30 protein-coding genes, 2 tRNA genes and 1 pseudogene are annotated in these 25606 nt (G+C 64.0%); 10 read left to right on the top strand and 23 right to left on the bottom strand.

Features of this window, described 5'->3' with window-relative positions; all coding sequences use genetic code 11:
• Positions 1-121: 121 nt before the first annotated feature.
• Together eno and Mspo_RS01465 are read right to left on the bottom strand one after the other, a co-directional pair.
• Positions 122-1405 carry a phosphopyruvate hydratase gene (eno, locus tag Mspo_RS01470; protein ID WP_159726173.1) on the bottom strand — a complete coding sequence of 428 codons (1284 nt, stop codon included), beginning with the start codon at positions 1403-1405 and terminating at the stop codon, positions 122-124.
• A 129-nt stretch (positions 1406-1534) separates the two neighbouring features.
• Positions 1535-2341 carry a creatininase family protein gene (locus Mspo_RS01465; protein ID WP_159726172.1) on the bottom strand — a complete coding sequence of 269 codons (807 nt, stop codon included), beginning with the start codon at positions 2339-2341 and terminating at the stop codon, positions 1535-1537.
• Between the two features lie 278 nt (positions 2342-2619).
• On the opposite strand from Mspo_RS01465, the gene Mspo_RS01460 reads away from it, so the two are divergent.
• From Mspo_RS01460 to Mspo_RS01450, 3 genes are read left to right on the top strand one after another with little or no spacing between them, the layout of a single operon-like run.
• Positions 2620-3639 carry an ABC transporter substrate-binding protein gene (locus tag Mspo_RS01460; RefSeq protein WP_159726171.1) on the top strand — a complete coding sequence of 340 codons (1020 nt, stop codon included), beginning with the start codon at positions 2620-2622 and terminating at the stop codon, positions 3637-3639.
• Positions 3636-4418 (top strand): ABC transporter ATP-binding protein, encoded by a 783-nt coding sequence (locus Mspo_RS01455; protein ID WP_159726170.1) that lies wholly within the window; start codon positions 3636-3638, stop codon positions 4416-4418. The genes Mspo_RS01460 and Mspo_RS01455 overlap by 4 nt, the downstream gene beginning before the upstream one ends.
• Positions 4415-5218 (top strand): ABC transporter permease, encoded by an 804-nt coding sequence (locus Mspo_RS01450; RefSeq protein WP_159726169.1) that lies wholly within the window; start codon positions 4415-4417, stop codon positions 5216-5218. The genes Mspo_RS01455 and Mspo_RS01450 overlap by 4 nt, the downstream gene beginning before the upstream one ends.
• 38 nt (positions 5219-5256) lie before the next feature.
• Here Mspo_RS01450 and Mspo_RS01445 read toward each other — a convergent pair whose 3' ends face one another.
• Positions 5257-5475, bottom strand: coding sequence for a hypothetical protein (locus Mspo_RS01445; RefSeq protein WP_159726168.1), 219 nt, complete (start codon positions 5473-5475; stop codon positions 5257-5259).
• A gap of 30 nt (positions 5476-5505) precedes the next feature.
• Positions 5506-6900 carry a murein L,D-transpeptidase gene (locus Mspo_RS01440; RefSeq protein WP_244613036.1) on the bottom strand — a complete coding sequence of 465 codons (1395 nt, stop codon included), beginning with the start codon at positions 6898-6900 and terminating at the stop codon, positions 5506-5508.
• A 260-nt stretch (positions 6901-7160) separates the two neighbouring features.
• Between Mspo_RS01440 and ychF the strand changes: the two genes are divergently transcribed.
• Positions 7161-8258 (top strand): redox-regulated ATPase YchF, encoded by a 1098-nt coding sequence (gene ychF / locus Mspo_RS01435; protein ID WP_159726167.1) that lies wholly within the window; start codon positions 7161-7163, stop codon positions 8256-8258.
• Between the two features lie 26 nt (positions 8259-8284).
• On the opposite strand, the gene Mspo_RS01430 is transcribed toward ychF, so the two are convergent.
• Positions 8285-8641: a hypothetical protein gene (locus Mspo_RS01430; protein WP_244613067.1), complete on the bottom strand. Its 357-nt coding sequence runs from the start codon at positions 8639-8641 to the stop codon at positions 8285-8287.
• A gap of 100 nt (positions 8642-8741) precedes the next feature.
• Here Mspo_RS01430 and Mspo_RS01425 point away from each other — a divergent pair, with 100 nt between their 5' ends.
• The 3 genes from Mspo_RS01425 (at position 8742) to Mspo_RS01415 (ending at position 9759) form a co-directional block, all read left to right on the top strand.
• Positions 8742-9452 carry an HAD-IA family hydrolase gene (locus tag Mspo_RS01425; protein WP_244613033.1) on the top strand — a complete coding sequence of 237 codons (711 nt, stop codon included), beginning with the start codon at positions 8742-8744 and terminating at the stop codon, positions 9450-9452.
• Positions 9453-9501: 49 nt separating this feature from the next.
• Positions 9502-9576, top strand: a tRNA-Val gene (locus Mspo_RS01420).
• A 108-nt stretch (positions 9577-9684) separates the two neighbouring features.
• Positions 9685-9759: transfer RNA gene (locus tag Mspo_RS01415), tRNA-Thr, on the top strand.
• A gap of 156 nt (positions 9760-9915) precedes the next feature.
• On the opposite strand, the gene Mspo_RS01410 is transcribed toward Mspo_RS01415, so the two are convergent.
• From Mspo_RS01410 to Mspo_RS01340, 15 genes and pseudogenes are all read right to left on the bottom strand, one after another.
• Entirely contained in the window at positions 9916-10206 is a 291-nt protein-coding gene (locus tag Mspo_RS01410) for a hypothetical protein (RefSeq protein WP_159726165.1), read from the bottom strand.
• Positions 10197-11794 (bottom strand): annotated as a pseudogene (locus Mspo_RS01405) (terminase large subunit). The gene Mspo_RS01410 and the pseudogene Mspo_RS01405 overlap by 10 nt, the downstream one beginning before the upstream one ends.
• On the bottom strand, positions 11791-12123 hold the full coding sequence (locus Mspo_RS01400; RefSeq protein ID WP_201281601.1) for a phage terminase small subunit P27 family: 333 nt from the start codon (positions 12121-12123) through the stop codon (positions 11791-11793). Before Mspo_RS01400 ends, Mspo_RS01405 begins: the two are co-directional and overlap by 4 nt.
• A gap of 166 nt (positions 12124-12289) precedes the next feature.
• A complete protein-coding gene (locus Mspo_RS01395) occupies positions 12290-12652 on the bottom strand; it encodes an HNH endonuclease (RefSeq protein ID WP_159726164.1) in 363 nt (120 codons plus the stop codon).
• Between the two features lie 184 nt (positions 12653-12836).
• Positions 12837-13277 carry a hypothetical protein gene (locus Mspo_RS01390; RefSeq protein WP_159726163.1) on the bottom strand — a complete coding sequence of 147 codons (441 nt, stop codon included), beginning with the start codon at positions 13275-13277 and terminating at the stop codon, positions 12837-12839.
• 13 nt (positions 13278-13290) lie between these two features.
• Positions 13291-13548: a hypothetical protein gene (locus tag Mspo_RS01385; RefSeq protein ID WP_159726162.1), complete on the bottom strand. Its 258-nt coding sequence runs from the start codon at positions 13546-13548 to the stop codon at positions 13291-13293.
• Between the two features lie 10 nt (positions 13549-13558).
• Positions 13559-15151 carry a phage major capsid protein gene (locus tag Mspo_RS01380; RefSeq protein ID WP_159726161.1) on the bottom strand — a complete coding sequence of 531 codons (1593 nt, stop codon included), beginning with the start codon at positions 15149-15151 and terminating at the stop codon, positions 13559-13561.
• The gene (locus tag Mspo_RS01375) at positions 15148-16380 is read right to left on the bottom strand and encodes a phage portal protein (RefSeq protein ID WP_159726160.1); all 1233 of its coding nucleotides are present in this window, start codon (positions 16378-16380) and stop codon (positions 15148-15150) included. Before Mspo_RS01375 ends, Mspo_RS01380 begins: the two co-directional genes overlap by 4 nt.
• Before the next feature lie 557 nt (positions 16381-16937).
• Complete coding sequence (locus tag Mspo_RS01370; RefSeq protein ID WP_201281600.1) at positions 16938-18572, bottom strand: YfjI family protein; 1635 nt, start codon at positions 18570-18572, stop codon at positions 16938-16940.
• A gap of 309 nt (positions 18573-18881) precedes the next feature.
• The gene (locus Mspo_RS01365; RefSeq protein WP_159726159.1) at positions 18882-19061 is read right to left on the bottom strand and encodes a hypothetical protein; all 180 of its coding nucleotides are present in this window, start codon (positions 19059-19061) and stop codon (positions 18882-18884) included.
• A 150-nt stretch (positions 19062-19211) separates the two neighbouring features.
• Positions 19212-19994, bottom strand: coding sequence for a hypothetical protein (locus tag Mspo_RS01360; RefSeq protein ID WP_159726158.1), 783 nt, complete (start codon positions 19992-19994; stop codon positions 19212-19214).
• Positions 19995-20293: 299 nt separating this feature from the next.
• Positions 20294-20527: a hypothetical protein gene (locus tag Mspo_RS01355; RefSeq protein ID WP_159726157.1), complete on the bottom strand. Its 234-nt coding sequence runs from the start codon at positions 20525-20527 to the stop codon at positions 20294-20296.
• A 75-nt stretch (positions 20528-20602) separates the two neighbouring features.
• The gene (locus Mspo_RS01350; RefSeq protein WP_159726156.1) at positions 20603-20830 is read right to left on the bottom strand and encodes a hypothetical protein; all 228 of its coding nucleotides are present in this window, start codon (positions 20828-20830) and stop codon (positions 20603-20605) included.
• A complete protein-coding gene (locus tag Mspo_RS01345; protein WP_159726155.1) occupies positions 20827-21018 on the bottom strand; it encodes a hypothetical protein in 192 nt (63 codons plus the stop codon). The genes Mspo_RS01350 and Mspo_RS01345 overlap by 4 nt, the downstream gene beginning before the upstream one ends.
• Before the next feature lie 24 nt (positions 21019-21042).
• Entirely contained in the window at positions 21043-21252 is a 210-nt protein-coding gene (locus Mspo_RS01340) for a hypothetical protein (RefSeq protein ID WP_159726154.1), read from the bottom strand.
• A 422-nt stretch (positions 21253-21674) separates the two neighbouring features.
• Here Mspo_RS01340 and Mspo_RS01335 point away from each other — a divergent pair, with 422 nt between their 5' ends.
• The 3 genes from Mspo_RS01335 (at position 21675) to Mspo_RS01325 (ending at position 22973) form a co-directional block, all read left to right on the top strand.
• Positions 21675-22091: a hypothetical protein gene (locus Mspo_RS01335; RefSeq protein ID WP_159726153.1), complete on the top strand. Its 417-nt coding sequence runs from the start codon at positions 21675-21677 to the stop codon at positions 22089-22091.
• A 199-nt stretch (positions 22092-22290) separates the two neighbouring features.
• Positions 22291-22524, top strand: coding sequence for a hypothetical protein (locus Mspo_RS19765; RefSeq protein WP_244613031.1), 234 nt, complete (start codon positions 22291-22293; stop codon positions 22522-22524).
• A 137-nt stretch (positions 22525-22661) separates the two neighbouring features.
• Positions 22662-22973, top strand: a complete 312-nt coding sequence (locus tag Mspo_RS01325) for a DNA-binding transcriptional regulator (RefSeq protein WP_159726152.1) — start codon at positions 22662-22664, stop codon at positions 22971-22973.
• 31 nt (positions 22974-23004) lie between these two features.
• On the opposite strand, the gene Mspo_RS01320 is transcribed toward Mspo_RS01325, so the two are convergent.
• From Mspo_RS01320 to Mspo_RS01310, 3 genes are all read right to left on the bottom strand, one after another.
• Positions 23005-23325: a HigA family addiction module antitoxin gene (locus tag Mspo_RS01320; RefSeq protein ID WP_159726151.1), complete on the bottom strand. Its 321-nt coding sequence runs from the start codon at positions 23323-23325 to the stop codon at positions 23005-23007.
• 14 nt (positions 23326-23339) lie between these two features.
• Positions 23340-23621, bottom strand: coding sequence for a type II toxin-antitoxin system RelE/ParE family toxin (locus Mspo_RS01315; protein ID WP_159726150.1), 282 nt, complete (start codon positions 23619-23621; stop codon positions 23340-23342).
• 194 nt (positions 23622-23815) lie between these two features.
• Positions 23816-25102 carry a site-specific integrase gene (locus Mspo_RS01310; RefSeq protein WP_159726149.1) on the bottom strand — a complete coding sequence of 429 codons (1287 nt, stop codon included), beginning with the start codon at positions 25100-25102 and terminating at the stop codon, positions 23816-23818.
• Between the last annotated feature and the right edge of the window lie 504 nt (positions 25103-25606).

Here is a 25606-nt window from a genome sequence, read left to right as displayed (position 1 = left end):
CTCCCCGACCCTCCCCCGCTTCGCGGGAGAGGGAGCAGATTCGGCCCTTCATCAAAGTTTCGCGTAACGTCGCCGATCCCCTCTCCTGCGTGAGCGGGGGGAGGGTAAGGGAGGGGGCGCTCTAGGCCAGCGCCTTCAGCGCGCTGCGGCCGGCGTAGATCGCCGCCGGGCCGAGCTCTTCCTCGATGCGGATGAGCTGATTGTATTTCGCCACTCTGTCCGAGCGCGCCAGCGAGCCGGTCTTGATCTGGCCGCTGTTGGTCGCCACCGCAATGTCGGCGATCGTCGAATCCTCCGTCTCGCCGGAGCGATGCGAGATCACCGTCGTATAGGCGGCGCGATGCGCCATCTCCACGGCGGCGAGAGTCTCGGTCAGCGTGCCGATCTGATTGACCTTGACCAGCAGCGAATTGGCGACGTCCTCGTCTATGCCGCGCGCCAGCCGATCGACATTGGTGACGAAGACGTCGTCGCCGACGAGCTGGATCTTGTCGCCGAGCGTGTCGGTCAGGAGGCGCCAGCCCTCCCAATCGTCCTCGGCCATGCCGTCTTCTATGGTGACGATCGGATAGGCCTCGACGAGCTTCGCCAGATAGGCGACCTGCTCCTCGACCGTGCGCGTCGTCTTCTCGCCCTCATAGACATATTTGCCGTTCTTGAAGAACTCGGTCGAGGCGACGTCGGCGCCGAGATAAATGTCCTCGCCCGGCACGAAGCCCGCCGTCACGATCGCCTCGACGATGACGTCGAGCGCCGCCTCCGCGGAGGGGAGATTGGGGGCGAAGCCGCCCTCGTCGCCCACGGAGGTGGAAAGGCCGGCCTTCTTCAGCGCGGCTTTCAGCGTGTGGAAAACTTCCGCGCCCCAGCGGATCGCCTCGCGCACCGTCGGCGCGCCGACCGGCAGGATCATGAATTCCTGAAAGTCGATCGGATTGTCGGCGTGGACGCCGCCATTGATGATGTTCATCATCGGCACCGGCAGCACGCGCGCCTGCACGCCGCCAATATAGCGGTAGAGCGGTAGGGAGGAGGCGTCGGCGGCGGCCTTGGCGACGGCGAGCGAGACGCCCAGAATGGCGTTGGCGCCGAGCCGCGATTTGTTCGGCGTGTCATCGAGCTCGATCAGCGCCTCGTCGACCGCGACCTGATCCTCGGCCTCGAATCCGGTGAGCTCGGCCGCGATGTCCTCATTGACGCTCTGCACCGCGTCCAGCACGCCCTTGCCGAGGTAGCGGGTCTTGTCGCCGTCGCGCTTCTCCACCGCCTCATGGGCGCCGGTCGAGGCGCCGGAGGGCACTGCGGCGCGGCCGAAGGAGCCGTCCTCCAGCGTGACCTCGACCTCGACCGTGGGATTGCCGCGCGAATCGAGTATCTCGCGGGCGTGGATATCGATGATTTCGGTCATGTCGGCCTCTTTAGAGCGTCTGGCTGCGCGGTTGCGCGCTTTGTAGACCGAACCGCGCCCAGGCGAAAGCCTCCAAAGGCGGCGGAAGGCCGCTTAGCTGTGGCGTTTTCCGGCTGGAGCCGCGGTTCCCTATTTCGGCGGATCGCCGGCGAAACGCTCGAGATCGAAGGCTTCGACGTCGCGCAGAAGCTCGACGAAAGCGGTCGCCCAATAATCGGCGGCGGCCTCGCCCTTGGCGGCGCTCGCCGCCGCGGCGTCGCCGATCGCGCCCTCCTTGGAGAGGTCCTGCGTCATCCAGCCGAAGCCGATCGGCCGGTCGGCGCGCAGCCAGGTGAAATCGCGCTCGAAATCGAGGCTCGCGGAGCGGAAATGCCGCGCCCGCGCCATATCCACGAAATCCGGCGCGAGCGAGAGCATCAGCGAGGTCTCGATCTCCCCGCCATGAATGCCGAGGCGGATCTCCTCCTCGCCGAACAGCCCATCCGGATAGCCGAAGCGGTGCCAGGAGCAGGAGACGGCGAGCAGCTCATGGCGGGCGCGCAGCTCCAACGCGGCCTGCGAGAGGAGCGCCGAGTTGCCCCCGTGCGAATTGAGGAGTACGAGCTTGCGGCAGCCGGCGCGGGCGACGCCTGCGCCCAATTCGCCGAGGAGGCGCAGCGCCGTCTCATGCGAGAGGGAGAGCGTGCCGGGAAAATCGCCATGCTCGATGGAGACGCCGATCGCCTGCAATGGCAGGAACAGCGCGTCGAGATCCTCCCGCAGGCGGTCCACGACGCGCTCGATCATGCCGCGCATGATCGCCGAGTCGACGCCGACCGGCAGATGCGGCCCATGCTGCTCCACCGCGGCGATGGGCAGCACGGCGATGACGCGCCCCATGTCGAGGTCGCGGAAGTCGTTGGTTGTGAGGTCGATCCAATAGCGGGACGGGAGCATGGGGAGAAGGGTAGACCTTTCGAATGCAGTTCGCCATAGCGACGCCGTGGGGCGCGTAATCCTTCTCCCGCTTGCGGGAGAAGGTGGCCTCGCGAAGCGAGGTCGGATGAGGGCTCGTCGGCCTCGCGTCTTCTTCCTGCTCTTTGTGTCTTCGTGGTTCATTTCACCGCAAGGACACGAAGGGCCCTCATCCGACCCGGCTTCGCCGGGCCACCTTCTCCCACAAGTGGGAGAAGGGAGAGCCCCACGTCTGTTGAAAAATTAAGATGAGGCAGTCGATGACGAAACGCTTCACAGCAAAGATCGCGGCCTTGGTTTTCATCTTCGCCGCCCTCCCGGCCTTGGCGCTGGACAAGGTCTCCTTCGCCACCAATTGGCGGGCGCAGGCCGAGCATGGCGGCTTCTATCAGGCGCTCGTCGACGGCACTTACGCCAAATATGGCCTCGACGTCACCATTCTGCAGGGCGGCCCGCAATCCAACGCGCGGCTGCTGCTCGCCGCCGGCCGCGTCGATTTCTGCATGGGCGCCAATCTCATCCAGACCTTCTCCGCCGTGCAACAGAAGGCGCCCATCGTCGCCGTCGCGGCCATTTTCCAGAAGGACCCGATCGTCTTCATGTCGCATCCGGGCGAGGGCTTCGACCGTTTCGAGGATCTGCCCAAGGCGACCGCCTTCGTCGGCAATGACAATCTCGTCTCTGTCTATCAATGGCTGAAGCAGGCCTATGGCTTCAAGGAAGAGAAGATCAAGCCCTATACTTTCAACTCGGCGCCCTTCCTCGCCGACAAGAAGTCGATCCAGCAGGGCTATCTGACCTCCGAGCCTTTCGAGATCGCCCGTCAGGGCGGCTTCGAGCCCAATGTCTTCCTGCTCGCCGATTATGGCTATGACAGCTATTCGACGACGATCGAGACGCGCAAGGAGACGATCGCGGCCAAGGCCGATCTCGTGCAGCGTTTCGTCGACGCCTCCATCATCGGCTGGTATCATTATCTCTATGGCGATAATTCCGCCGCCAACGCCGCGATCCGCAAGGACAATCCAGAAATGTCCGAGGGCCAGCTCGCTTATTCGGTCGAGAAGCTGAAAGAGCGCGGCATCGTCGATTCCGGCGATTCCCTCACCCTCGGCATTGGCGCGATGACCGACGCGCGCGCGCGCAGCTTCTTCGAGAAAATGGCCAAGGCCGGCGTCTTCCCGGCCGATCTCGACATCGCCCAAGGCTATACGACTCGCTTCGTGAATAAGAAGGTCGGGCTGGAACTGCGGCCCTCGCGGGCGGCGGGGGCGCCGTGACGGCGGTTGTCGAGACCGAGGCGCGGCCGCTGGTCTCGCTGCGCGGCGTCGGCAAGAGCTTCGCCAATGGCGTCGCCGCGCTCGAGCATTTCGATCTCGATCTTCGCGACGCGGAGTTTCTCACCCTGCTCGGGCCTTCGGGCTGCGGCAAATCGACGGCGCTGCGGCTCATCGCCGGCCTTGCGGCGCCGAGCGCCGGCGCCATCGACTGGCGCGACCCATCGGCGGCGCATAATATCGGCTTCGTGTTCCAGGAGGCGACGCTGCTGCCCTGGGCCGACGTCTTCTCCAATGTCTATCTGCCGCTGCGCCTCGCCGGCAAAACGCGCGACAACGCCGCGCCGCTGGTGCGCGAGACGCTCGCTCTCGTCGGTCTCGCGGAGTTCGAGACGGCGCTGCCGCGCCAGCTCTCCGGCGGCATGAAGATGCGCGTCGCCATCGCCCGCGCCCTGGTCACGCGGCCCAAGCTCTTGTTGATGGACGAGCCCTTCGCCGCGCTCGACGAGGTGACGCGCTTTCGGCTCGGCGACGATCTCCTCGCCATGAAACAAAGGCTCGAAACGACGATCGTCTTCGTCACCCATTCCATTTACGAGAGCGTCTATCTCTCGACGCGCATTCTGGCGCTCGCGGCGCGGGGCGGGGCGATCGTCGACGAGATCGACATCGATTCGACAATCGCGCGCGACGAGGAGTTCCGCACGAGCCCGCAATTCGCGCAATTCGCCCGGCGCGCCTCGGCCGCTCTGCGCGGCGCCTATGGGGAGGAATTGCGATGAGCGGCGCTCGGCCGAAGGAAGCGCCGCGTCTTCGCGACGCGCTGCTGCCGTTTGCCGTTCTCGCGGGCGCGCTCGCCGCCTGGGAGGCGGTCGTGCGCATCTCGTCCATTCCGCCCTATGTGCTGCCGGCGCCGAGCCTCATCGGCGAAACCCTGGTGAAGGATCGCGAAATTCTCTTTTCGTCGCTGCTCGTCACTCTGACGACGGCGCTCGAGGCGTTGGCGCTGGCGACGATCGGCGGCGTCGCTCTGGCGCTGCTCATCTCGCGCTCGCGCTGGATGGAGCGGGCGCTCATGCCCTTCGCCATCGTGCTTCAGGTGACGCCCATCATCGCCATAGCGCCGCTGCTGCTGGTCTATCTCGCGCCGGCCGAGGCGGTGCTGGTCTGCGCCTTTCTCGTCGCCTTTTTCCCCATTCTCGCCAATACGTCGCTCGGCCTCGCCTCGGTCGATCGCGCGCTCGTCGAGCTCTTCGATCTCTATCGCGCCTCGCCTTGGCAAAAGCTCGTCTATCTGCGCGCTCCGGCCGCGCTGCCGCAATTTTTCGCGGGGCTTCGCATCGGCGGCGGCCTCGCGCTCATCGGCGCCATAGCGGCCGAGCTCGCGGCGGGCGCCGCGGGGCAGGGGGCCGGCCTCGCCTTCCGCATTTCCGAGGCCGGCTACAGGCTCGATATTCCGCGCATGTTCGCGGCGTTGGCGCTGGTCTCGCTCGGCGGCGTCGTCATCTATGCGGCGCTGACGGCCCTGTCGCGCCTCGCGCTCTCCCGCTGGCACGAGAGCGCGCGCGGGCTGGACGATTAGCGAATCCTTCTTCCGCTCGCGGGAGAAGGATTCACGCCTCACCGCCCCACGCCCACTTGCGCGCAGCGCGCATCGGCGGTCTTGAAATAGACGGGGTCGCAGGGCGCGAAGTCTTCCGGGCACAGTTTCGCGCAATATTGCACGGGAGCGACGACATAGGCCTCCGCCGGCTGCGGCTGGCGGGCGCGGCTCTCGGCCGCCTGCGCCGCGCCGAGGGCCGCCGCTAGGGCAAAAGCGAAGACGATTCCACGGCGCATCGAACGTCCCTTCGACCGGGAAAGAGCGAATCAACGATCTCCGCGCGCTTCGCCCACCGCGTCCACTCCGTATATATCATTGCGGAAGTGGACGGTTCCATTCGCGGAAGCCCATCCGGTCATATACACCCAGACGACCGGCACGGGCTTTTGCAGCGTCACGTCCTGGCGCTCGCCGCCGGCGATCTTGGCCATGATCGCGGGCTTGTCCCATTGCCCGTTCGGCGCGCCGGGAGCGCCCTCGAGCAGCCAGGCGGCGAGGTCATAGACGCCTTCGACGCGCACGCAGCCATGCGAGAGAAAGCGATAGTCGCTCGCAAAGAGCCGCTTGCTCGGCGTGTCGTGCATATAGACGGCGTGCTTGTTCGGCATGGCGATGCGGATCGAGCCGAGCGAGTTCTGCGCGCCGGAATCCTGGCGCAGCGTGTAATTGGCCGCCCGTTCATTCGCCCAATTGATCGATTTCGGCTCGATCTCGGTCCCGCGATTGTCGAAGACGCGAATGCGCGCCTTGGCGAGATAGGACGGGTCCTTCTGCATCTTGGGCATGATCTCGTTCTTGATGATCGAGACCGGGACCGTCCAGGTGGGGTTGAGATTGACCGCGCCGATCTTCGCCTCGACCTCGGGCGAGGGATGCTCGACATCGCCGACGATCGCCGTATAGCGCCGCGCGACGCGGCCGTTCTCCACCGCATCGACGGCCGCCGAAGGGATGTTGACGACGACATAGCGCGGCCCGAAGGGGAAGTCGTTGCCGGCGAGCCGCTGCGCCGAGGAGGCGAGCTGGCGGAAGCGCACCGAGGCCGGCACGTCCAATTCGCGCAGCGTCGCGCCGGCGACGACGCCCGTCTGCTTCAGCCCCATGCGGAATTGGAAATGCTTGACCGCGGCGGTGAGCGCCGCGTCCCAGGCTTCGCCGCCGGCGGCCTCGGCGGGCAGATCGCCCTCCGCCGTGAGGCGCTTGCGCAGCGCCGCCACCACCTTGCCGCGCGCGCCGGGCGCGAGGGTCGTTCCGATTTTCGGCCAGCCGCCGGCGTCGGCGATCGCCGCATAGCGCTCGGAGGCGAGCGAGGTGGCGAAAAAGGTCTCGGGCTGCAGCGCCGGCGTGGGGTCATCGGAGAGCGCCATCTCGCGCGGCGGCGCGGGCTTCGGCTTGGGCTTGGGTTTCGGCGCAGCCGCCCGAGCCGCGGCCGGAACCGCGCCCGGCTCGGCCGGCCCGGTCGCCGCCGGGGCGGCCGCAGGCGCAGGAGCCGGTTGCGGAGCCGGGGTCGCCGGAGCCGTGGCGGCGGGCGCAGGCGGCGGCAGGGCCGGCTCGCCGGCGTTCTGGGCCCGCGCGGGAAGCAGCAAAATTGCGAGAAGACGAGCCGCCGCGATCGTCGCCGCGGCGAAACGTAAATGTCGAATCGTCAAGTCGAGTGGCATGGTGTTCCGCGCCAAGGTCGCGTCCGAACCGCCGACGCATTGCTTTGTCGGAGCTTTTCCGCCTTGCGAAGCGCGCGGTCAACCCGCTTGGCGGCGATGCGGCTCGTCGTCTGCGCCGCAATGGCCGATTGCGACCGTTTCGACGCCATCGCCTCCCCGGAGGGGGGCGAGCATCGCCTTCCTGCGCGGCCCTTGCCTTTTCCGCCCGTCCCGCCCATACCGCGCCGCAGCGAGCTTTCACTTCTCAGGAAACCGGGCGCATGGGCTTCAAATGCGGAATCGTCGGCCTGCCGAATGTCGGCAAGTCGACCCTCTTCAACGCGCTGACGCAGACGGCGGCCGCTCAGGCGGCCAATTATCCGTTCTGCACGATCGAGCCCAATGTCGGCGAGGTCGCCGTGCCCGATCCGCGCCTCGACAAGCTCTGCGAGATCGCAGGCTCCAAGCAGATCATTCCGACGCGATTGACCTTCGTCGACATCGCCGGACTTGTGCGCGGCGCCTCCAAGGGCGAGGGGCTCGGCAATCAGTTTTTGGCCAATATCCGCGAATGCGACGCCATCGCCCATGTCGTGCGCTGTTTCGAGGATGGCGACATCACCCATGTCGAGGGCGGCGTCGATCCCATTCGCGACATAGAGACGATCGAGACCGAGCTGATGCTCTCCGACCTCGAGAGTCTGGAAAAGCGCGTGATCCCGCTCGAGAAAAAGGCCAAGGGCGGCGATAAGGACGCCAAGGAATTGCTCGATCTGATGAGCCGCTGCCTCGTCCTCTTGCGGGAGGGCAAGCCGGCCCGCCTCGTCGAGCTCCAGCCGGAAGAGCGCGGCGCGCTCGCCGGGCTCGGCCTGCTCTCCTCCAAGCCCGTTCTCTATGTCTGCAATGTCGAGGAAGGGGCGGCGGCCGAGGGCAACGGCTTCTCCGAAAAAGTTGCGGCGCGGGCGCGGGAGGAGGGGGCGGCGAGCGTCGTCGTCTCGGCCAAGATCGAGAGCGAGATCGCCGTTCTGCCGGCCGAGGAGCAGAAAGACTATCTGGAGGCCGTCGGGCTCGCGGAGCCGGGGCTCAACCGCGTCATCCGCGCCGGCTATGTGCTGCTGAAGCTCGTGACCTATTTCACTGTCGGCCCCAAGGAGGCGCGCGCCTGGACCATCGAGCAGGGCACGCGCGCTCCGCAGGCGGCGGGCGTCATCCATACGGATTTCGAGAAAGGCTTCATCCGCGCCGAGACGATCGCCTATGAGGATTACGTCGCCCTGCGCGGCGAGGCCGGCGCGCGCGACGCCGGCCGGCTGAGGCTCGAAGGCAAGGACTATGTCGTCGCCGACGGCGACGTGCTGCATTTCCGCTTCAACACCTGAGACCGGCGCACGCCCTCGGACCAGACTTATTTCGCCGGCGGCGTGCAGACGACCGAGCTCTCGTTCAGCACGAAGCAGATCGACATCTGCCCCGAGCGCAGATCGACGCGGAACACGCCGCCCTCGCCCGTATGGCGCGAGGCGACGAGGGCGTATTCGCTGAACGGCCCGGCCTTGGCGCCCTCGCCCGGCGGGTAGCAGAGCGTGACGCCGATGGCGGCGCCTTCCTTCAGCCCATATTGGCAGGCCCCCACCTCGCCGCTGGCGCGGTCGAGGCGAAAGACGCGATTGAGATCGGTCTGCGGCGCGGCGAGGAATTCGTAATTGCCGGCGAGCGCCGCGCCCGGGCTTGCGAGAGCGGCTCCGAGAGAGAGGAGACGAATGGCTGCGCGCAAGGTTACACTCCTTCGACGAATCACAGGGCGCAGTCTACAAGGGCGACGCGGCGATCGCGAGCCTGCGGCCTAAGAGGGGGCGGGCGGGATGGTCGGGGGCAGGCGGATGGTCGGCGCGCCGATGCTGGTCTTCGATCTCGACGGCACGCTCGCCGACACCGCCGGCGACCTCATCGCGACGCTCGGCGCGCTGCTGGAGCAGGACGGCCGCTCGCCGCTGCCGGTTTCGGCGGTGCGCTCCCTCGCCGGGGCGGGCGCGCGGGCAATGATCGAGCGCGGCTTCGCGGCGACCGGCGCGCCGCTCCCGCCGGAGCGGGTCGAGGAGCTGTTTCACGTTTTTCTCGACCATTATCGCGGGCGAATCGCCGAGGAGACGCGGCTCTTTCCCGGGGCGGAGGCGGCGCTGGCGCGTTTTTCCGAGGCGGGTTTTGCGCTCGCCGTCTGCACCAACAAATCCGAGGAGCTCGCCATTCTGTTGCTCGAGCGGCTCGGCGTCGCGCAGCGATTCGCCGCCATCTGCGGCCGCGACACTTTCCCGGTCCACAAGCCCGACGGCCGCGCGCTGACGCTGACGATCGAGAGAGCCGGCGGCGCAGCGGGATGCGCGGTGATGGTCGGCGATTCGAAGACCGATATCGAGACCGCCAGAAACGCCGGCGTGCCGGTGGTGGCGGTGGATTTCGGCTACACGGAAACGGCGGTCGCCGCCCTCGGCCCGGATCGGGTGATTTCGCATTTCGACGAATTATGGGAGGCCGTGGCCTCGCTCGGAGCGCTCGAAGCTTCGCCATGCACTTGACGGGATGCGGGGTCGTCTCGTACAGGATGGATCGGCCTTCGCGGCCCCCGGGCGGCTAGCTCAGCGGGAGAGCACTCCCTTCACACGGGAGGGGTCACAGGTTCAATCCCTGTGCCGCCCACCATTTCTCGGTTTTTCGACCTATCGACGTCTTTGCGCTCGCCGGCTTCGCGGTCGGCGAAGCGCGAATGTCTTGCGCCGCCGCGATCACTGTGGCACAAGGCCGCCCGACGCTGCAGTAGCTCAGTGGTAGAGCACTCCCTTGGTAAGGGAGAGGTCGAGAGTTCAATCCTCTCTTGCAGCACCATCAAATCAAGCACTTATGACGACAACGCGGCGAGGCCGGCAAATCCGGTCACACCACAGGGTCACCGCGGGTCGGAAGCTCACGTGCGGTCCGTGACCGCAGAAAAATTTCCGCGAAAGCGCCATTTGGCGAACTGACAAAACTGACGAAACCCCTTCAGCCGTCCCGCACCATCGCGGCGACGACTTCAGCCGCGAGCCCTTCGGCGAGGTCCGGCGGGAGGATAGCGGCCGGAAGCCATCGGCCATCCGGCGCTCTGAAGCATGGCGCCTCACACGCCAGCCCGCCGCCCGGCCGCTTCACCGCCTTGACGCCCTGCAAGAGGATGACGACGCCCGCGACCTCGATCTCGACGACGGCCATCGCGACCAGCTTGTCAGAGCTGGCAACACGATCGATGAATTGGACGGTGACGACGGCCTCGGTCGTATCTGCGCTCAAACCCATAGGAAGCCCTCGGGGCGTTCCTCTGTCTCATAGACGCTCGGCCCGGCGTCATCATTGGACGCGACCGAGACGGCGATAGCGCAGGCGACGGCGCCGTCGATTCGCTCCCGAGCCTTGCCCTTGGTGAAGAGGCGATTGCCGGCCCGATCGGTCTCGACGACGACGTTGTCAAAGCACCAGCGCAGCACAGGATGGCCGCCGTGCTGGAATTGCCGGCCGACGATCGCGCGTTCCAGCTCTTTGATGGCCGGCGCCATGGTGACCCACCCTTGGCGAACCTCGACCGCGGGGAAACCGTCCTCGAGGAGGTTGTTCAGCGTTGAGCGGGCAAGGTGCGGGTCGAGGCCGATCTCTCGCACGTCGAACCGGCCGCACAAGTCCCGGATGCAATCCTCGACGGCGCGGAAATCGACGACGTTTCCATGTGTCGGCTCGATATGGCCTTCGTCCGCCCATCGGACATAGGGAACCGCGTCCCGATCCTGCCGGCCTCTGAGATTGTCGCCCGGACAGAAAAAATGCGGCAGGAGCGCATAGCCGTCGCCCACGCGCCAGAGCGCCACGACGACGGTCAAATCCGAATTGCTGGACAGGTCGACGCCCACATAGCAGGGCTCGCCGGCAAGCGCCTCGAGGTCGAGAGGCGCAGCGCCCTCGTCGTAAATCTGCATGTCGACGAAGGGGTCGACCGAGTGGTCGAGCCAAACATTCAAATGCAATTGCTTGAATGCTTCCCGATCGGCCGGGCGCGCTTCGGCCTCGAGGGCGAGCTGGCGCAGCCCTTCTATGTCGGGGAAACCTTGGGCGAGCCCCGGATTCGCTCGACGCCAAACCTCTTCGCTGCGCCAATCCGCGTCCGCCGCCGTCTCGAATAGAATGGGCAGCGTGCCGGGGTCGTCTATCTCGCCGCGGGCCACGCGCCGGGCGTAATCGACGACGTCGTGAGCGACGTTCTGTTGCCCTCGGCCGGCCGTCGTGATGACCACCAGCAGCGAGCCGGGCGTCTTCACAAGGCCGGTTCGCAGCACGTCCCAGAGATCGCGCTTTGGCCATGCGTGTAATTCGTCGACCAGAGCGAAGGTCGGGGTCGAGCCATGCTGCCGCGCCGCGTCACATGAAATAGCGCGAAGGCTGCAACCGCTCTTCGGGTGTTCGATCCTGTGGCGGTAATCGACGAAGTTGAGCGCCTTCGCTATGCGCTCGTCCTCTCGACAGATTGCGGATGCCTCTTCGAAGGCGATGCGCGCCTGTTCGCGATCGGACGCCGCGAAGAGCGCGAGGCCGCCCGGCACGCGCTCCGGGCCGATCGCATGTAGGAGGCCGAGTCCTGCCCCCAGAGTCGTTTTCCTCGAGCCTCGAGGCAATAGCGCTATCACATTGCGGACGATGCGCCGGCCGTCAGCATGGCACGGGCCATAGATGCGCCGGACGATGCGTTCCTGCCAGGGCGCGAGGTCAAATGCGCGCTGCGGGGGCGGGTCTTCGGATGGCGCAGCAGGCGCAGGAAGCGGACAGCGCGCTCGCCATGGCCGAGCGGATCGGCGATCGGCGAGCCGTCGAATATCCATTCAGGATAGGTGCTGCTCATAGGTCAAAATCCGAGAGGTCGTCGTCGACGGCTGCGAGGGCCGCCTTGTTCCGGCTGGCAGGCGTGAGGCCGAGCTCGGCCGCGAGGCGACGGGATTCCGTGAGCGCCTGAAACAAGGTTTGATGCGCCGGATGACGTTTCTTCTCCCCGCGCGTCGTCACCACCAGTTCGCCCTCGGCGGCGATCAGCTTTTGCGAGCTGCGGACAAGGCCGCAGGCGAGGCAATAGGATTCGAGCGTCGGGAGGTCCGCCTTCGTGATGGTCCTGCGCTCCCTCAGGCCCCCGGAACAACGCGCCGCCACTCCGCTTTCGCTTCGGCTGGCAACCATGCGGGCGCCGGCGGGAGACGAGAGAGGCCCCCGGCGATGGCCTCGAGTTTCGGTTTCGCGCCCCTCATATCAAGGCTCCTTTGTGTTTGCTCAATTCTGTTCTCTCGGGAGCGCGCCCCCCCGGCCGGTGACGGCCCCCTCGCTCGACCTCGGACCCCGCCCCCGGTCATCGCGCCGTCTCGCATCGGATCGGCCGTCCGAACGCGCCGTCATGCGTCGCAGTCTTGCGGTCATGGCAGCGTTTGCAGAGGGGTTGCCAGTTCGAACGCGACCAGAACAGCGCTTGGTCGCCCTTGTGCGCGACGACATGGTCGACGACGGTTGCAGGCGCGCGGCAGTGTGAGCAGGTCGGATGCGCATCGAGGAATTCGGCCCGAGCCTTGCGCCAATCGCCGCCATAGCCGCGTTCGCCTGCGTTCGGCCTCCGCGCCTCGGCGCGCTGTTTCGACTCCTCCGCGCATTCCGGGCAACGCGGGCCGGTGAAGAGGCGATGATGCCGAGGGCAATGGCGGGGCGCAGCGTAAGGCATTTTCGATCCCGTGAATGAAGTGCGGCTTTGCGCGATTGAGCGGTATCAAACCCATCACAAGGCCGGAGGCCCGCATCGCGCTTTTCGTTTTTCGACTAGCCGCTTCGCCGTCAGAAATTGCCCCCGAAGATTCGCGATGCGCGCCTTTACATCCGAGGTCGCGCATCGCTGCCATTGCTGGCAATTACGAAGTCGCCTGCGTCACCGGCGCGATATGCGGATGGCCGAGCACGGCCGAAGCGGACATGAGCGCGGCGCTGGCGTTGTTCGCGGGCGTGATCGTCAATCGCGTGTAGCGCTTGTTTCCGATGTAGCCGAGCTTTCGAACCTGATTGTCGGAATCATATTGAAAGCTTGCCGCAGTCTCCGGCGCCGTGCCGCTCGTCTGCGAGATCATGTCGGCGTCCGCTACGGCCGCAGCGCCGGTCATGTCGGAAGCGTCGGACTCCTCGAGGAGAGTGACGAAGGTCGCATCCGCGTCGGCGATCGAGCCCAGATTGATGATGTATGTGAGCGCGTCGTATCCGAGCCGATCGATGATTTGTCCGACCTGCGCCGTGTCATCCGCGACGGACACAGGCGAGATGACTCGCTTCAGTTGAATGTTGTTCGTCAGATCGCGCATGGCGATGTTCCTTTCAATACCAGCCGACAAGCGTCGCCGTCGTGCCGGTCAAGAGAATTCGGACGCCACGGAAGGGCAGGATTTGCCCCTGCGTGAGCGTGTATGTGATGTCCGTTCCGCCCTCGTCGCGGATCGCCACGTCGCCCGCTACCTTGCAAAAGATCGCGCGCGGCTTGATGGCGAGGTCGGTCGAGTCCGACGGCGTGACGGCGAAGTGTCGCGTCGCAATGTCGGACAGGCCGGGTTGAAATGATGCGAAGGTGTCGGCCATTCCGAAGCCCTCAGCTCGTCGCGATCTTCAGCTTGCGGATCGCCTCGGCGCGCACCACGGCGCCGCCGACGCGACGGCGAGCGTGAAAGCGCGTGAGGCCAGAGGTCGCGACGCTGTAGGGGTCGCGCAGCAAGCTCAGCGTCACGCGATCGTAAATCCGATAGCCGGCCGCGAAATCGCCGAACGCGATCGGATAGGCATTGCCGGCGACCGAGGGCATGTCGACGGCCTCGACCACGGGATGGCCGAGGATCATTTCCGGCTGGCCCGCGGTAAGCGACGGCTGCCAGAGATACTGTCCCGTAGAGTCCTTCAGCTTGCGCACGGCCGCGAGCGTCGAGCCGTTCATGATCCACGTGCCGCGCTGGCGATAGGCGGGCGCGAGAGCATAGAATAGGTCGATGAGTCCGTCCGTCTGAACGGCGCTCGCATGGCCGCCGGCCGTGTAGCCGACGTTCGTGTCGCTCATGAAGCCGAGCGGCTTCTTCACGCCATCGCCGGACACGAAGGCAAGGCCCTCGATCCGACCGAACTCTTCCGCGAGGTCGAAGGCGACTTCCGCGGCGATATCGACGGCCGCGTCTTCGAGCAATTTGTTGCTGACGTCGATATAGGCCGCGGCCTCTTCAATATCGATTTCGATCTGGCCGTAGGCCGAGCCCGTCGCCGATCGCGTTTCCGTCTCGCCGGTCCATACCGCGGTCGGCGCGCCGGTGCGGCGGGGAACAATCACACTGCCGCTCGACGTGGCGCCGACGCGCGCCGCCTGCCGAACCGGCGAGAACTGCACGAGGTTCTTGTCCACCTCGCGCGAGAATTCCGCCGGGGCGAGATAGCCGCCGGCCGTGTCGTCGCTGACGCGAAGCGATTTGAACTCGGTCGCGTCGAGCGCTTCGCGGCCACGACGGATGAAGGTTGCGAACGCCTTCGACTCCAGCTCGCCGCGATCGTCCTTCTTGATGACAGCGCCTGGACGATTGAGCTTCAATTCGAACGCATCCGCGCGCTTCTCCGCATCGGCGAGCTTCTTCTCGATGTCGTCGAGCTTGGCGCTCTTCGCCTCCAGCTCCTCGACCTTCGTCTTCAGCTCGGCGACGCCGTTGAGATCGTCTTCGTTTTCCATGCTTGCACCTTTGATGCTCGTCACCTTCGCCCTAATGTTCGCGGCGAGCGTGACGACAGAAATCTCGCCGAGGTAAGCGTTCTTGATCGTGCGGACGCCGCGCGCATCGCGTGTCGCGTCGATCGTGCGGAAGCCGATGGAAAGGCCCTTGATGGCGCCCGACTTGATGAGCGAGTGCGCCTCGGCGCCGCGTCGCACGTTCAAGTCGAGCCGGCCCTTGATATGCAGGCCGGCGGGCGTCTCATAGAGCGCATCGATAACGCCGATCGGCTCGGCCATATTGTGCTGCCAAAGCAACGCGGGCCATGTTCCGGCGGCCTTATGATCTGCAAGAGACGCAGCGAATGCGCCCAGCGCGATGACGTCGCCGGCCGAGTCGATGTTTCCATATGCAGCGGCGAGACCTTCGAATGCGCCGGCGTGAAGAGGCTCGGACGTGAACTTGAATTCGAGTGCGTGGTCCTTGAATTCCAGCGTCATTGCGTCGGCTCCTTCGCGGGCTGTGGAGCTGGCGCTGCGTCGAGCGGAAGCACCTGGACGCTGCGCATCGGCTTGTCGCCGCCCTGGACGGGAGGAAGCCCTTCACGCTCGCGCGCCTCGTTCAGGGTGAGAACGCCGCTCTCAATGCCCGTCTTGAGTGCAGAGAAATGCTTGTCGAGATCGGCGCGAACGAAGTTCTGTGTGCAGAATTCGATCTCATAGCCCGCGTCGCGCTCTTCGTCGGTCAGCAGCGTGCGCTCCAGCGCATCCTCAAATAGCTCGAGGATCGGCGAAATTGTTCGATCGAGGAATAGTTGCGCCAGCGCGGCGCTGTTGTTCAGCGTCGCATTCTCCAAGTCGTTCAGGAGCACGGCGGGAATATTGAGCAGCCTCGCGATTTCGAGGATTTGGAATTTCCGCAGCTCAAGGAATTGCGCATCGACAGACGAGATTTGCAGTGGCGTGAATTTGACGCCAGATTCCAAGATCGCAGTTCGCCCGGCGTTATGCGTTCCTTGATAGACCTGCGCGAAGCTCTCACGTAGGCGCGTCATCACGTCGGGGTGAATTTTCGTCGGCATTTCGAGCACGCCAGCGGGGCGAGCGCCGCGGCTGAAGAGCTTGACGGCATGTTCCTCGAGGATCAGCGAGAGGCCGATCACTTCGGCGCCGAGGTTGACCAAGCCGAGCCCGCGCGCGCCGTCGAGCGTCGGCGCGCGAAGATGAACGATGTCTCTGAAGCTGCAATCCTGCATCCCGCCCTGTTGCAGGGCAACGGAATAGGTCGGCTCGCCCGTCAGCAGGTCGACGATGATGTTGCAGCTTCGCGGATCAATGCGCGGCAACTCGCGCGGCTCGCCCCGCACACGGTTCACGAGCGCAAGGCCGTTTCCCCAAAGGAGCGCATCGGCAACAACAATTTGCCTCTTCCACTCGCTCTCGCCGAGCCAGGGAACCGGGCGCTCGAGCACGCGAGCGACAGGATGATCTGCCGGCTTGACCTTCTCGCGGCCGGTCACCGTCTCGCGGATCAGATGCGCGTCCAGCGTCGCAACGGAATCGGAAATCAGCCGGACGCCAGCGGCGACAGCCGGGACGCGCAATGCGGCGAGGGCGTCGACATGGACGCCGCTCCCGGACGCGGGCACGCCGAAGATATCGATGGCCGCCGGACTGGATAGCAGGACCGCGAAGGCTTTGCGCACGAATGATTTGAGCGAGTCGAGCATGGCGACCAGTTCGCCGCGCGCGTGAGACGAAGATCAACAGCTTCGGACAAAAGTAGTTTTTCGCGAATATGCGTGAATGTTCGCGGCTATTATTATACGTGATTAATGTAGCGTCCGCCCTCTCGGAAGATAGACGGTCGTCTCCTCTCCGGTTAGCGCAGAGCGGATAGTGAGCCGACCGTCACGCCAGCCATCGACGGGTTTCGTCCACCAGTCGCGCCGCTTGGCATTCTCGGCGGCCATGGCGTCCAGGCGGCTGGCGACGGCCGCCTCGGGTGCCTCGACCGCTACAACCGACGGGCGAGTGTCAGGCTCGGGAGCGGTCGCGGGCGCGGGGAAATTTTCTGAGAACGCGCCCTTTGGCTTACCCCCAAAACCTCCCGCACGTAGCTTGGTCGGCTCGGTAAATTTTTCGGAAACGCCGAGATCGGATACCCCCAAAACCCCCAAAACCCTATCTGGCGAGGTTTTGGGGGTTTTGGGGGTATCGCAAACGGGCGTTTTCGCATTTTTTTCGTCCGACTCGACGCGAGCAAGGGAGAGCCATCGCCCCATGATCAGCCCTCCACCTTGAGTTGCGAATTCCAGATGTAGGAGACGGTCGGCCGGCCGCCCGAGGGCGAGGCGACGGGAGGCGCTTCGCGGCAGTAGCCGGCGGATATGAGGAGATCGATCGCGGAATCGGCCGAGTCTCGGTCATAGAGGCCTGCCCATGATTTTTTCCAAACGTCCCGCGCCGTGAACGCCTCCGGCAACTGCGCCCGGCGCTCGACGATCAACTTCGCGCCGTTCTCCGCTGCGACGGCCCCGGCCGAATAGAGGCGGTTCGCGTGGCTGCGCAGATAGTCAGCGAAGTCGAGTGCGCGCCCCGTGGCCTCGGCGCCGATCGCATCGCGCCCGCCATCGACAAGATGAAAGATCAGCGCCAGCGATGCGACAGTCTTCGGCATTTTCAGAAGGTGACTCTCGAGTGCAGATGCGAGCTTGCCGGATCGCGCCTCCGTCTGAATCTCCGTCATCCATTGACGGAACATATCCTGCGCCTTGGGCGCAAAGCCGAAGATGGCCTTCTCGTCGAGCCCCTGTGCGAACTGGTGGAGATCGCGGAAGGCTTGATCGTATCGCTCCCGCGCCCGCGCGCTTGGAATACGATCTGTCCACGTCCACGAAGAGATATGGTCGGGCCAGGTGACGAGCTGCAGGCGCTGAACGAGTCCGTCGTCGCGCTCGCCTGTCATCGCCCCTTTGACCAGCGGAGCGATGCGCGCCGGCTGGACGCCGCCGATCATGGAGAGCGTGCAGTTTTCTATAAGGATCGTGCCACGACCGATACGGTCGTAAGTGAACTGCCCGTCTCCGTTGAAGGATTCCAGATAGAACGCGCGCTCGCTCTGAAACTCTTCCGACTCCATGCGCGCGAGGAAGCCCGGCAATTCGTCGCGGATCAGCAGGAGGCCGCGAGGATTCTCGTTCAGCAACTCGCCGAGCTTTTCGACCGTCGCGTCATTGACGATCAGGCGCGGGCATGGCGTCTCCTCTTCATCGCCCTTTGAATGCTCGGCCATCAGACGCTTGGCCTCTTCGCGGTTGCCAGCCTTGATCGCCTTCGCGGCCTTCTTGCGCGCCTCGCCCGCGTCGAGGTCGGACAGCGCCGCGTTGATATCTGCCTCGCGTTGCGCCGCTTCCCATTCCTTGCGCAGGTCATCCTGCAACGCAAAGACGGGCGCGAGCGCCGAGCGCATCGCGGGGGACTTCATCGCGCTCGGACGTCCGACGATCGCGCCCCAGAGGTTCGGGACCACTTCCCAGTCGTCATGCTGCTTCGGCCGAACGCGCGCGGCATTGCCGACGATCGAAGCGAGGCCGCAGAGCGCAGCGATGGCCGCGAAGTCGGGCGGCGATTGCTGGCGATCGGCGACATCAAGCACATAATCCCGGATCGCCTCAGGCAGGAGGTCAGGGTCGAGCGGCGCGACGCGCGGCAGCGAGGACTCGATCGGCTTCGGCGTGGGCCAGGAGGCGCTTGGCGGCGCGTCGGAGCGTCCATCGGCCCGCGCCGCCGGCTTCGACAATTTGAATGCCTCTGAGATGACGCCCTTCTGCTTTTCGGCATAGGCGCGCGCGCCCTCGGCCGCCCATGTGTCGCGTTGCGCTTGCGTCCAGTTTTCGTCAAACCCGACAGGTCCAGCCATTACGCAACCTCCCCGTCGAGAATTTCGCGGAAGGCTCCGCAGGCCGCGCGAGCGTGCGCTGCGAAGCGCTGGACGTGATAGCGGCCGGCGGCGAGGCTTCTCGCTTCGATCGCGTCGGCGGCAATCGCGGCCTCGCGCGCGGCGTCATCGAGGTTTTCGACGATGAATCGCAGAGAGCCGATCAACTCGGCGATCTCTATTTTTTGCTTGCATTACTTGGCATTCATAGCGACAAACGCATCGTGGTTTTTGGCGATTTGAGCGCCGCCGACTTCGCGAGAGTCGGCGGCGTTTTCGTCTGTCAGCATTTCAGTCCCCCGCGTCCGAGGTCGACGATTTCAGCCCGCCGAGCCGTGCAAGCGCCCATTCGTCGAGCGCTTCGCGCGGATAGAGCGGCGTCGCGCCGCACTTGTTGTAGCGAGCGCCGCCGCCGATGCTGCGGAGCTTGCTCATGGTCGCCGGTGCGCACTTCACGCCGTGCTGAAGCATCAAATACTCGCTCGCCTCGGCGGTGTTGAGGCGCGGCTTACGCAAGCGCGGCGGGAGACAAAGCTCTCCCGTTCCCGCCGAAGCGGGCTGAATTTCGTTCGCCATGATGTTGGTCTCCTACGAGGGATTAGCCGTCGTCACGACGGGCGATTAGGAGGTGTTCGGTTTGCCTTCGGCCGCGATACGCGCGATGCGCGCCAGATTGTGCTTGTCGTGAAGCTGCAACAAGCGATCATTTTCTTGGTGCATTTCCTCGACAGACGCCCAGGGGAGGCAATGTTCCGACATACGGTTGGCCAAGTCTCGCGCGTTCAATTTGATGAATTCTTCGGTCTCATCCGCGGAGAGACCAATCATCACCCTGGCGCCGCGATCGTCTGTCGACCATGCGCGCATAAAATCATCGTCGTCGCCCTGCGGCTTGCGAGAGGCGTCGCGCCATGCGCGCGCGTAAACATGTTTCGCTTCCAACTCGCCATAACGATTAAGCTGCGCTTCTGACGCTCGGTCGTCGGCAACGAGCGCCATCAAGTTCGTATATTCTTCACTCTCGGCCCTCGTGAGGCCGATCAGAACGCGATGGCCGTCTGCGTCGACCGAAAAGTCGCCGGTCCAATTTTCGGCTTCATCCTGCTTAATTAGCTCTTCCGCCAAGAGCCCCGATTTCACACGCTCCATGCGTTCGACGATTCGATCGATAAAGCGGTCGACTCGGAAAAACAGATGGAGGTCTGGAACTGACTTCTCATTGATCCCGCCGGGATCGTCGTCGGAAGATTCAGAAACAACAATTTGCATCAACTCGAAGCTATGAGGATGCAGATAAAAGAAAGCGGAAAGCGGCCCCGCAGCGAACGCAGCTAGCCCCGTCTGCCGAGCGATGATTCGACCTTGAACCATCTGCCATATGAAGTTGAACTTGTAAGAAAACACACCGAAGTTAGACAGTTCGTGACGAAAAAGGGGACAGCGTCACTTTTTTGAAACTCGCCGCCGGAGCGATCCGCCATCGGGCGATCTTCAGCCGCACCGCGCCCAGGTCGAGGGCAGCGCTTCCGCAGGCTCCTCATAATCGGGAGCCGACCAAGGCGCGATCTATTCTGCGATTCGGACAGCGGCGCGCGTGACGCGTCGGGCGAGCACGCCAACCCGATTCAGTGTCAGTTTCGCGGCCGAGAGCGGGCGCGCTCTGCAAGAGGAGCACGCCCGCCGATTTTGTCTTGGCGGCGGTGTCAGGCCGCCTTGCTCGAACCGACGATGATTTCGCCAGCCTCGGCGGCGTCGATAAGGGCGGCGATATCGCGCTCGAGAGCAGAGTGAATTCCTCGAAGCCCTCCCTCTGCTATTTGCGTGCTGGCGTTCGTATCGCCGACCGCGTAGATCGCGTCGACAAGCCCGGACATCCGGTAGAGCGATGTGGTCAAATCGTCCTGGTCGGCGAAAGCGGGTTTCGTTTCTGTCGGCATGTTTTCTCCTCCTTCAGGGTATTTGCCGGAACGGTGCTCCGGCGGCTGTTGATCCGCGAAGAGTTGGAGCGCCGATCAGTCTCCATCGTCATCCGGCTCGAGGTCCGCGTCGCCTTCGAGATCATCCGCAATTTTGATGAGCGCGTCGGCGATCTCGGCGAGACCGGGGAGCGAGGCGAATTCGTCCGGGAGATTGCCGAGCGCATCGAGCGCGCGGGCGATGCGGCGTCCGAGGTCCGCCGGCGGCTCCACGAAGAGGCGCGGGGCCGGCCGGCGGCTTGGAAATTCGATGATCCGGGTCATGACGACGGCGCGAAAACGGCGCAGGCGAGCGCGCGGCGTAGCTTGGCGGCAGCGGCGGCCATCGGATCGGCCACTGCATGACTCTTCGAGTCGGATCGGGGCGTCGACTTGACGAGTTGCGCGAGTGCAAACGCCTCGTCGTCATTCAATAGCAGGATGATTTTCTTGGTCTTTTGTGCGCGGCTCACTGTGTCGTCTCCTATCGATGGTGCTCAGCGCGGGGCGAAGCCGGCGTCGGCGAGCGCGCTGCGCAGCGAAATCACGGCGTCGATCATCGCGTCACGCTCTTTCCCGCCGTCGTAGGCGTCCGAGAGACGTTTCGCCTCGTCGTAGCCGAAGCGCTTGCACATCTGGCCGAGCACGCGAGCCTCCTCGTCGTTCAGCGAGACGGTGATCTTCCGGACCTTTGGGGTGCGGGCCATAGCGATGTCTCCTATCGATTGCGCGGGGCGCGGATCGCGACGACGACGCGGGCGGTCTCGACGACGAAAAGGGCGAGAAAGCAGAGTTCAGTGGTAATCTTCCAGGACATGGCGCAATTCCTCAGGCAAAGCGGGAGCGATCGCCGCAAATGTGAATTGCGGCCGTGAAACTCGCTCTCGGTATTGTCTTGATCGTTTGTTAGCGCTATAAAACCATCATGTCAATAGATAGCGCTAAGAAACCGAAAAAGGGTAGGCCGGCTGTCGACAGCGAAGCTGTCAACGTCCGTCTCGACCGGGCGGCGCTGCAATCCCTCGACGCGTGGCGGAAAGAACAGCCGGACCTCCCGACGCGCCCTGAGGCGATCCGACGGCTGCTCGAGAAAGCGTTCGGCGGTATAAAATAACGCAGAGACACGTCGATGGAACATGTTATTAAGAAGGTTAGTGCGATTGCGCGACAAAATCTCGACGTCTTTTTTATAGTGTTAACTATGTTGTTTTGCGCTATCGCCATTCGTAAATTTGATAATCAATATGTGGTGACATTGGCCGCGATTGTTTTAGGCGCTTGTCTGTTTTGTATTCGTGAGACGCGAAGAGTATATTATGGCGCAATCGAAATTGCATTTTCAGTTATTGTCATTTTTGATGCCGCATCGAAGGGGCGCAGCATTTTCGAAATCGAAGACGTATTTTCAATGCCGGACGTTTTTGATGCTTTTCAGCCGCGGATCGTGCTGATTCAGCTTGGTGCCGCGATCTACGTGCTGATTCGTGGCTTCGACAACGTCAAGCAAGGCTGGGAAAAGCGCAACATTACCACTTCAAAGTCGTAGGCCGCAGGCGTGATCTTCGTCGACGAGAACGGCGAGGGGCCGGGCCTGAGGCTTAGGAAGGCGCGAGCGCCTTGATCGTCACATTGAACGGCGCGAATTAAGCGGCGCGAATTGAATCGCACGAATTGCGTGTGACCGGATTGACGCAACTATGTGAGTTACGTATATGTGAACCACATAGTAACGGCCGGACTTCAGAATGCACACTGTCTGCGAAACGCATTCGTTTAAGCGCGCCGCCGAGGAAGCGGGAATGTCCCGAGCCGAAGTGGAGGAGTTTACCGATTTCATCGCCTGCAACCCGCAGGCTGGCAACGAAATGCAGGGAACCGGCGGTTGCCGCAAGGTGAGAGTCGGCGGACGTGGCAAGGGGAAGAGTGGCGGCTTTCGAGTCATCACCTTTTTCACCGGCCCCGATCTTCCGATTTTCTAGATAACAGTGTTCGGAAAAGGTGAAAAAGCAAACCTCACGAAGGCGGAACGGAATACTCTCTCCAAACTCGCTGCGGTTTTGGTGTCTGAATACAGTGTGAAAGTAACGAGCGTAGAAGTAGCAAGAAAGGGCCGGTCATGACCAAGAGAGCTTTCGACAAGATCGCCACGGGCTTGAATGAGGCCATTGCCATCGCTCGCGGAGAAACTGCGCCTGCTCGTCTGCATGTTCCGCCGGAACTCGATGTGAAGGCCATTCGCAAGAAGACTGGACTGTCTCAGGAGAACTTCGCCTATTCGTTCGGCTTCACGGTCGAGCAAATTCGGGCATGGGAACAAGGGCGCAGCCGTCCGCTCGGTGGCGTGCGCGCATATCTCATGTTGATTGATCTCGATCATAAGTCGGTCGAGCGCATCCTTGGCGGAGCGCGCAAAGAAAAAGCGGCTTAAAGAGTCCGTCACGGGGCTGAGCGCGCCGCCTTCACGCCGCCGTCGCCTCATACCGCGCGATCTTCGCCAGCTCGGCGCCGGCGGCGCTCTCGACCGTCGCCAACTCATAACGAACCTGTAGGTTCATCCAGAATTCCGCGGTCGTTCCGAAGAAGCGGGCCAGCCGCGCGGCCGTGTCGCCGGTGATGCCGATCTCTTCGGCGGCGATGCGCTCGATTCGCGTCCGGGGCACGCCGCAAGCCTTGGCGACGCGCCCGGCGGAAAGGCTTAGCGGCTCGAGGAATTCCTCCCGCAGCACTTCGCCGGGGTGCATCGGCGGGAGCGTCTCGACGATCTCTATCTTGCTCGCCATGTCTGCAACTCCCCTCAGTGATAGTCGACGAACTCGACCTGTTCGGCGCCTGCGTCGGTCCAGACGAAGCAAATGCGCCAGCGGTCGTTCACGCGGATCGAATGTTGCCCGGCCCGATCTCCCGATAGCGCCTCGAGCCGGTTGCCCGGCGGAATGCGGAGGTCGTCGAGCCGAGCCGCGGCGTTGAGCATTTCCAGCTTGCGCCGCGCCACCTTGAACACGTCCGCGGGATATCCCTTCGGAAGCCGCCCGCGGAAAAGAGCCTCAGTCGCCGGGTTCCGGAATGATCGGATCATAGCAGCCTTGTTACCGGCCTTTATGTATCGCTGAGCGATACGGAAAGCAAGACGCTTGTATCAGTCTCCGATACGTCTGGCGAGGTTTTGGGGGTTTTGAGGGTATCGCAAACGGGCGTTTTCACGAAAAATTCCGCCGCCCCGAGGGTTTTGTCAATTTCGTCAGTTCGCCGGAATGGCGTTTTCGTGAAATTTCACGCCTCGGCCTTCCTCCGGCGCCGCGGAAGCTCCACCACCTTCGCCGAGGCTCCGTTCATGTAACCGTCGATCGCCCGAGCCACCTTGTCGGCCGCGGCGATCAGGACCGCGTCGAGATGATGAACATAGCGCGAGGTCACACTCCCCGACGCATGGCCGAGCATGGCCGAGATAGTGGATTCCGCGAAGCCGAGATCGCCCGCGACGCTGGCGAGGGAATGTCGCATCACATGAGGCGTGACGCCCTCGAGGCCGGCGCGGGCGATCAGCCGTTCGAAAGCGCCGGACAGCCCGCCGAAGTGTCCCGAGCCGCGCGCCGCCGGAAGCACATAGACGTCGGCCTCTTCGTGTTCGAGGCCGGATAGCAGGTCGAGCGCTGGACGGCCGATCGGCCGTGTCGACGCCCCTTCCTTCGTATCCTCGAGCCGGAAGCAGCCGCCCGCGTCGTCGACCTCGGACCAACGTAGCTTGACGATCTCCCCCAAGCGGCAACCCGTGAGCGCCAACAGCCGGGCGCCGGCGACGCCCTGCCAGATTTCTCGCTCTTCTTCCGCCTGCCGCAGCGCGTCGCCGAGCTTGCGATATTCGTCGGGCGTGAGCTGGCGGGGCCGCTTCTTGTCCGCTTGGCGCTTCACGCCATGGGCGGGGTTGCTCTCGATAATGCCTTCGTGAACCACCCATGTCAGGATCGCGCCGAGGAAGCTGGCGGCCCGTGCCGCAGTGCCGCCGCCGCCGCGAACAATGACGCGGCTCCGCTTCTTCTCTGTCATGATGTCGACGGCCGTCTTCCCCGTCGTCACGTCGCGGATGAACTTCGCCACGTCGGCGCGAGTCAGCTCTTTGACGAGCTTTTTCCCGAGCAGGGGGGCGATGTGGCGATCGATCCGGGCGTGATCCTGGACGATCGTATAGGGCTTCTTCGGCTGGCGCTTCTTACCGAAGATCAGCCCTTTCTCGGCCGCGGCCATGTAGTCGGCGCAGAGTTCCTTGACGGTGAGCGAGTTCCGCCGGGTCTGGCGTTCGGTCAACGGATCGTCGCCTTTCACAACGCCGCCGAGCGTCGCCATGGCGAGCTTACGCGCTTCCTCGCACGTCACAACGCCGTGCCGGCCAAGCGTCATCCGCTTCCGACCGCCGTCCTTGTTCCTGTAGTCGACGAAATAGGCCCGCTTGCCGGTCGGATAGATATAGACGCCGAAGCCGGGAAGGTCGCCGCACCATACGGTGAACTTATGCGCTCGAGGCTCCGCAGCCCCGACGATAGTTTTCGTCAATCGGGCCATTCGACCGCTCCCTTGAAATCCAGGTCACCAATAGGTCACCACGAAAAGGGAAACAGTGGAATAGGCTGGAATAGGCGAGCAATGGGAACAGATCACGAAATCTGCAGTAAATCAGCCTGTTGCGATAGGACAGAATATTCTGGAATAGCGGAGAATATTCCCAAAATCTCCCTTGGTAAGGGAGAGGTCGAGAGTTCAATCCTCTCTTGCAGCACCAGCTTCTCTTGCAAACTCGACGAGCGCCCGGAAGTCGCCTTGCCGCGATCCGGTTCCAGGCGAGCGCCGTAGCGCCCCCTCCGCAAAGCTCGTCGCGAATGGCGGCGCTATTGCCGCCGACGCGCTCGAATTTTGCCTGGGTTTTCGGCGCGCGCGCCGCAGCCGCGCGGACGGTGCGAAATAACGAATATTTTTCAATATGATGCAAATTTGACGACGGTTTCGTGAAAAATTTTGGGAGGGGTTGTTGACAGTGAGCGTTGGGTGGACCTATAACGCACCCATCGA

Source organism: Methylosinus sp. Ce-a6 (assembly GCF_009811655.1).
In the GTDB taxonomy this organism is placed as follows: domain Bacteria; phylum Pseudomonadota; class Alphaproteobacteria; order Rhizobiales; family Beijerinckiaceae; genus Methylosinus.
This window is presented reverse-complemented; position numbering and strand designations above follow the sequence as displayed.